Source organism: Spirosoma litoris (assembly GCF_054776755.1).
In genome coordinates this window covers 59,259-66,029 of record NZ_BAAHBI010000051.1, presented here as the reverse complement: position 1 = coordinate 66,029, position 6,771 = coordinate 59,259, and the positions used below count along the sequence as shown (strand labels likewise).

Sequence of the window (6,771 nt, the reverse complement as noted above, 5' to 3'; positions counted from 1 at the left end):
AAAGAAAAATCCATTGAACGAGTGATCGATGTTTAAGCTGGCATGGTGGTCGCTGACAAATTCCAGAAAATTCATCAGGTTATACGAGTTAAGTTGATAAGCGTACGTTTGGTTCGCCCGGTGAATGGTCAGTAGAGGGAACGGTACCTGCCCAAAAATGTAGCTTCCCTGCACTGAGACGTTGGTATAGCCCAGTTGGGATAAATAAAAACGTTTGCTAATACTGGCCGTCAGATTCTGGTAGTTGTAGCTACTGTTGAGTAATCCCTTTACACCAGCTGTAAACCGGATCGTATACACCGGATAACGGCCCACAATGGGTATCCGGTAAATCTTTCCCTGATAGAACTGTTCATTCGGCGCATAGCGGGCTTCTACCGATAGTTCTGTCGTTGTCAGTGTACGCGAGGGCGTATTTTCGTTGTCAGTTTCGGTCTTGAATAGCAGGGCTCCTGCCGCCGACTGCTGCCAGTTTTTAAAACCGAAGCTGTATGAAAAGTGGTTCTCAAACTCATGTACATAATCGATGCGCCAGGTATCGTTGTAGAGCCACTTGTCGTTGACACCCCGTTTGAAGGAGAGCAAAAAGTTGTCTTCCTGCACAAATTGAAGCTCCTGCCCCGGAATTTTGGTGTCGCGCTGAAAGCTGGTTCGAATGTAGTTTTGCGGAAACTGGTAGATCGACTTGTTGTTGATGGAGTACGTTCCGCTCAGAAAATATTTCCAGCGCTGGTCTTTAAACCCATAAGCCGCGTAAGTTTCGGCGTAATAGCGTTTGCTCAATTCGGGTGTCGTGCGACCTCCCAATCGTAGCCGAAATCCCTCCACTGGGTTGAAGCTATAGAACGTATTGGCCGGGCCCACCTCAAAAGGGCCAAACGATTTATAGCCAGCCAGCAAAAAGGTTAAGGCTTCCATCGTACGCCGAAACGAAGGCATCCGTTTTAAACTATCGATGTTGGTATAGATTTTTGACTCGGCGGCCGAAAGCGAATCGTGCCGATTTTCCACCCAGAACACGTCGGGTTTAGTCGTTGCATCCTCGGCTACTACTTGGGACGAGCCTTCGTAGAAACTGGCTATGTGCGCTTCGTCCGTTTTGTAGTTTCGGTACGAGAGCGTCCGCTGGCCGAAAATACCGCCCCCTTTGCCGCCTTTACTAATCCCAAAGTCGGCCAGCATGTCGCTTTTGCTGAGATAGTACCGGCCGTCAGTGTTCTGCTCAAACTGCTGACGGATTTGTAAATCACGAACCCAGTTCAGGTTAATCTTGGGGTTGATTGTCAGGTTGATCTTCTGCACGGCATAGTTACTATCCAGCGTGACGTACATCTTCCCTTCAAACAGCATATCGGTGGCGTTGCGGGGCACAAAGTTCAAGCCAATCAGCTTGCCTTTGCCGGTGGTAAGGGTATCAGCCAGATAATATTGATAAAAGAGGGGAGCATTACTGGCAATAGGGCTCAGGAACTGGTTGGTCATCAGGAAGATCGAATTGGAATAAATATCGACTTTCGAATACATCCGGTTCAAGTACAGACTAAGGCCATTATTGTCGAAGTATTGACCAAAATCGACCCGTTTCTTGGCCTTCACAATGACTTTTTCCTTCGCTGGGTCTTTACGGAAATAGGCATCTGAGACTTTTTCTTCCAGATAAACGGGTAATAACGATTTCCCCGGTAAAGTGGTTGTGTCCCGATTATTTAATAGAAACTTATACTTCTGAAAGATCTTCCGTTCGGATACTTTCGTGGATAAGCTGCTGAGCGAAAACTGCAACTTGTCGTATTCTTCGTAAGCCGCGTAGTCGTAATGGCCAATCTGATTCTGCTCTTTGTGGCTGATAACCTGCCGAATCAGCTCGACGGCTGGGTTGTTTTTATTACGGTATCGTTCCTGCTTGCTTTTACGGATAACCACTTCATTCAGTACTTGGGCGTCGGGCTCCAGTCGTATACTTACTTGTTGAGATATACCCGGTTTAATGGATTTCGTGACTGTTTTGTAGCCAAGAAATGAAAAGGCCACGTTCGTAAAATTGCCATTTCCGGTTAGGGTATACGCTCCTCGTTCGTTGCTGCTAATACCGATCGTAGTACCGACAAAAACGACATTAGCAAACGGTAGGGGCTGGTTGGTTGCCCCATCAGTAATAGTTCCAGTAACGGTAGTCACCTGTGCTCGGGTTAACCCAGCACTTAAAAATAGCAATCCGCTCAAAAACAGGACTGTTTGGTAGGATATGCAGCGGAGTAAATGGTTCATGACATGGTGAAGACGAAGTCTTTCTGTAAAAAATAATTGTAGCTGACACCCACCAGAATAGCCACTGCCGTTTTGGCGATTAGATATTGGATGCCAAGGAAATGGGTAGCGGCATAGAGCCCGGTTGCATTAGCACCTGCATTACCGAGCCAGACAAGAACAAACCGACTGAATTGTGAGATAACCGGCTGTTGGCTAGTAGGAAAAGCCCACTTCTTGGCGATAATGAAGCTGGCTATTCCACCACTAACAGCCCCGGTTACACTGGCCGACAAATACCAGAAGTGCCAGAGATGAACGAACAGGATTGTCGTCAGAAAATCAATGCCGGTTGCGATAAGCGAGGTGGCCTGAACTTTAATAAATGTTTGCATAACGTTTTATAGGAAACCTACGGCCAGTGCAATTTGTAACAACAGGTTGGCGTAAAGTCCTGCGAGCAGATCGTCGAGCATGACACCCCAGCCTCCAGGTAGTTTTTCCAACTTTCGGATACCAAAGGGCTTGGCGATATCGAACAGGCGAAACAACAGAAGCCCCGCCAGCAGGCTTTTCTCCGTAATAGGAATGAATAGCAAACTGAGACACATGCCAGCTATTTCATCAATCACAACGCGGTAATTGTCTTTTCCCCACTGTTCTTCAACCACATTGGCCGACCATATACCGATTGCCGTAATGCCAATGGTAATAAGTATAGGCGTATAGAACGGATGGGTAATCGATTGGGCCAGATACCAAACCACACAGCACGCAACAGCAGCTACCGTTCCACCCCCTTTACGGATGTAGCCGATACCCAGGCCGGTAGCAATCAGTTTGTGCATGGAGTGTAGTGGAACGGACCTTCTAGGCGAGCGCTAACAAAGCAGGCTCAGAGACCTGTAGGGTTTGCTTATCCTCCGATTTTTCAATGAATAAAAAGTTGATAATCATTTGTGTAACAAGTTGTTTATGTTCTTCTGCATAGGTGTTAAATGTGGCTTCGGTCATTTGCCAGGTATTCATGGTGATGGCCTTCCCCAGAAAAATAAATTGCGTATTCGACAGCAATAGGCTTAGCACATGATGGGGGTTCACAGGGCGTACTACCCCCTGATCAATGGCGTCTTTAAGCTGCTGCTCAAACAGCAAGGTTGGCTGCGTCTTAGCCGCCTGTATAATATTCACCAGGTGGTCGGGGTCTCTATGCAACTCATTCAGGATAAAGATGCATAAGCTCGGGTGCTGCTTAAAGGTTTGGAAATCATGCTCTATCAGCCGAATTATTTTCTCTTTCAAGCTAATGGGCTCCGTAAGTACAGAGGTCATACCCGCAAAGAAAAGCTGAAGCATCTCGTTGAAGACTTCGCCAAATAGCTTTTCCTTACTCCTGAAATAGTAATTCATCAGAGCACAGTTCAGATCAGCCTCCTTTGCGATATCGCGGGTTGTGGCTCCGTCGAAACCTTTTTCCAGGAATACCTTTTTCGCTGCCTCCTTAATTTTTTCCTCAGTTGAACTAGCTGATTTTGTCATTACGCCAATATTATGTAGCAAAGGTATAGCGGGTTATTTATATTTGCCAAATGATTTAATCAAATGTTTAAATTATTTGTTTTAAATATTTTTATGGTTGGGAACATTGTTGGCATTAATCTGCTTATTCCTCTACGGAAAAGAGAGATGCCAATTTTTAATCTTCTAAATGGGACTGTATCTCAGAAAGATAGTGCGGTGCCTCATATTTTCATGCCGCGTAGTGACATTGACTAGAAAGGATTGTTGAATACATACTTGACACTTATAAAACGTAAACTGTCGGATAGCGGCAGAGGAAAACTATGGTAGACATATGCACAATAGGACATATAACTCTTGACAAAATAGTCACATCACAAGCTGTGAGCTACATGCCGGGAGGCACCTCTTTTTACTTTTCCAAGGCCCTTTTGCATGCCGATATTGAGTATAAACTAATTACGGCCCTCGCTCAGCAGGACTATCACATTGTCGACGGTCTTCAGGCCGAAGGGGTTGATGTCGACATCCTGCCAAGTAAACACACCGTTTATTTTCAGAACAGCTACAGTGACGATCAGAATCATCGGGAGCAACAGGTACTGCAAAAGGCAGCTCCCTTTCGGCTCTCTAAGATGCCCACGATCGATGCGAAACTATTTCATTTAGGGCCTCTGCTTGCCGATGATATTCCCATAAACGTGATTGAGGATTTGTCGAAACGCGGGATCGTATCGCTCGACATTCAAGGCTATTTACGACGCGTTCGGAATAAGAGAGTGGTGTATCAGGATTGGATTCACAAAAAGTATATCCTTCCTTATATAAGCATCCTGAAGGCAAATGAATTTGAAATGGAGGTCGTTACCGGCCAGAAAAATGCCTGGGATGGCGCTATGTACCTTGCCGACCTGGGCGTACGTGAAGTGATTATAACGCTTGGAAGCGAGGGGTCATTAATTTATACCGAAGGTACTTTTTACGAGATCCCGGCTTTCAAGCCCACCGCCGTTGTGGATGCTACCGGCTGTGGTGATACGTACATGGCGGGTTATCTGTTGAAACGGGTTCAAGGTAGCCACGTAGAAGAAGCTGGCGAGTTTGGAGCTGCACTGGCTACCTTGAAAGTGGCATCTTCGGGCCCATTTTCCGGTTCACCTGCGTTGTTTTCGACCTTGCTGGAACATGGGATCGTGGGTTAGTACTTGTCCAATTTAGATTCTAGAGATTCTTTCGATTCTAATTGATCGTTTAGGTGTTGATTATCAATAGAATCAACCGCACGGGCGCACCCGAGAATCTACTTTGGTCTGTAGTTAAACCGTATTTTCCCTTACCCCATCACAATCTTACCCCAATCTGTCTTTTTGTATTGCTGAAGAAGAATCCAAAACGTAGCAATTGATACCGGAGTAGCCAGCCAAACGCCATATGGCACAAACGTCAGACCATAATGTGAGAAACCGACTATCCCCAGAACGATGCTAATCAATAGTCCACGAGCAGTATTATTTTGCTTCAACGCATCCTGTGCTGTTGAGAAGGGCATGTATCGGGTTGACAGGAGAGCTGAACTTACTACCATTACCAGTGAATTACAGAACGCCAGGAGTACATCACTAATCTTATCGGTGCCGTATCGATAGAGAATATAAGCGGATAGTAAAAGGTAGAAAGGGGTCAGAAGTTTGATAATCAAAGCTTTTAGCGAGCCTGATAAAATAGCGCCCGGTTCGCGAATAGGAGCACTCCCGTAGACCCAGGCCGCCCGATAATTATCTGAAACGCCGAGTTGGTAATGCGCTACCATCACATAAATACTGGCGAAGTACAGCGCAAATAGATAAAAGAAGCTACTCGAACCGAAGGTCTGCCCCTGAATCGACATGACTACCACATAAGCCAGACCAAAGCCTAGCTGTGGGTATGTTTTAAGCTTGAATTTTCGGTCGCGACTCGTTATGCGCCAGGTGAAGGCAAAGGCTGCTCGTTCAAGTGGACTGTTTGTAAATCCGTTGGCAAAGCGATCCACCCAACCAGGTGCTTGTTGCGTTTCCTGAACAGAGCTTGCTGATTCTGCCAGGCGGCTTTCCTGATCGAGTCCACTGAGTTTCTGAGTGAAATCGGCGGTCAGGAAGCGATTCATAAACCAGAGGCCAGAAAACGGTGTCACGAAGGCTAATGCCAGAAAAATCAAGTGCATCTGGTCGATCGCTGGCTGAACAACCATATCGACAGCACCTGCCATCCACATCGGTGGAACCAGATAATGCCACCACTGGTGTTCAAGTGCCTGCGCTAGTCTCATTTCTGGGGCCATTAGGCGGGGCAAAAGTTGATAGCCGCCATAGAACAGAATGGCCATGATGATCTGAAAATAATTGATCACCTCCCGCAATTTTTCCTCACTAATGAACCGCATCAGTACGAGGTAGAATACATTGGTCAGAAACACCATCAGTACTGACGATAACAGACTTAGTACCAGAACCAGTACACCCGCCAGCGCACCAAAACGGGTCGATATGATAAAAACCGCACCTAGTGATATGGAAAGGGCAATGGCAAACAGATAACTGGCAATATGTACAACACGAGCCAGCCAAAGTGTACGGCTATTAACAGGTCGGGGTAAAATGATCTGATTGTCAGACGAATCGAGAATGACGGATGAGAAATCCGAAATAAGTGTCATGGCCGATAGCGCCATAACATAGGCAAATTGCAGGGTGAGCGGAAAAAACATCTGGTCTCTCTCTGGAAAGGATAAGATACCCAGACCCACAAAGCCACCGAAAAGGGTATAAATCCCCAGAATGCGGATAAAACTACTGTTGTTCTCGCCCGACGGTTTGCCGTAACGCCCCAGACTAATGATGCTACGCCGATTGTCCATCGTTAGTTTTACGGCTACTATGGCCCGCAATTGGCCATAATCAGCCCCCAAAGTGCGGAACAGCGGTTGGAGTCGGTCAAGTATCCAGAGAATAAATGTGGCCATAT

Annotated in this window: 6 protein-coding genes; 1 reads left to right on the top strand and 5 read right to left on the bottom strand. The window is 46.4% G+C overall.

Annotated elements, in window-relative coordinates:
* The 4 genes from ACYVGR_RS27690 to ACYVGR_RS27675 all read right to left on the bottom strand — a co-directional run.
* Positions 1-2,268 (bottom strand): DUF5686 and carboxypeptidase-like regulatory domain-containing protein (locus ACYVGR_RS27690; RefSeq protein ID WP_460962931.1); only part of this gene is annotated, 2,268 nt, incomplete at its 3' end.
* The gene (locus tag ACYVGR_RS27685) at positions 2,265-2,642 is read right to left on the bottom strand and encodes a GtrA family protein (RefSeq protein WP_460962929.1); all 378 of its coding nucleotides are present in this window, start codon (positions 2,640-2,642) and stop codon (positions 2,265-2,267) included. The genes ACYVGR_RS27685 and ACYVGR_RS27690, both read right to left, overlap by 4 nt.
* A gap of 6 nt (positions 2,643-2,648) precedes the next feature.
* Positions 2,649-3,095, bottom strand: coding sequence for a phosphatidylglycerophosphatase A family protein (locus ACYVGR_RS27680; protein ID WP_460962927.1), 447 nt, complete (start codon positions 3,093-3,095; stop codon positions 2,649-2,651).
* A gap of 22 nt (positions 3,096-3,117) precedes the next feature.
* Complete coding sequence (locus ACYVGR_RS27675; RefSeq protein WP_460962925.1) at positions 3,118-3,786, bottom strand: TetR/AcrR family transcriptional regulator; 669 nt, start codon at positions 3,784-3,786, stop codon at positions 3,118-3,120.
* A gap of 374 nt (positions 3,787-4,160) precedes the next feature.
* On the opposite strand from ACYVGR_RS27675, the gene ACYVGR_RS27670 reads away from it, so the two are divergent.
* The gene (locus ACYVGR_RS27670) at positions 4,161-4,970 is read left to right on the top strand and encodes a PfkB family carbohydrate kinase (protein ID WP_460962965.1); all 810 of its coding nucleotides are present in this window, start codon (positions 4,161-4,163) and stop codon (positions 4,968-4,970) included.
* Between the two features lie 131 nt (positions 4,971-5,101).
* Here ACYVGR_RS27670 and ACYVGR_RS27665 read toward each other — a convergent pair whose 3' ends face one another.
* The gene (locus ACYVGR_RS27665; RefSeq protein ID WP_460962924.1) at positions 5,102-6,769 is read right to left on the bottom strand and encodes a hypothetical protein; all 1,668 of its coding nucleotides are present in this window, start codon (positions 6,767-6,769) and stop codon (positions 5,102-5,104) included.
* Positions 6,770-6,771 lie beyond the last annotated feature (2 nt).

Bases quoted from the DNA above. Each gene is read 5' to 3' on its own strand.
- ACYVGR_RS27685 (WP_460962929.1), bottom strand. From the start codon at position 2,642: ATGCAAACATTTATTAAAGTTCAGGCCACCTCGCTTATCGCAACCGGC.
- ACYVGR_RS27675 (WP_460962925.1), bottom strand. From the start codon at position 3,786: ATGACAAAATCAGCTAGTTCAACTGAGGAAAAAATTAAGGAGGCAGCG.
- ACYVGR_RS27665 (WP_460962924.1), bottom strand. From the start codon at position 6,769: ATGGCCACATTTATTCTCTGGATACTTGACCGACTCCAACCGCTGTTC.
- ACYVGR_RS27680 (WP_460962927.1), bottom strand. From the start codon at position 3,095: ATGCACAAACTGATTGCTACCGGCCTGGGTATCGGCTACATCCGTAAA.
- ACYVGR_RS27670 (WP_460962965.1), top strand. From the start codon at position 4,161: ATGCCGGGAGGCACCTCTTTTTACTTTTCCAAGGCCCTTTTGCATGCC.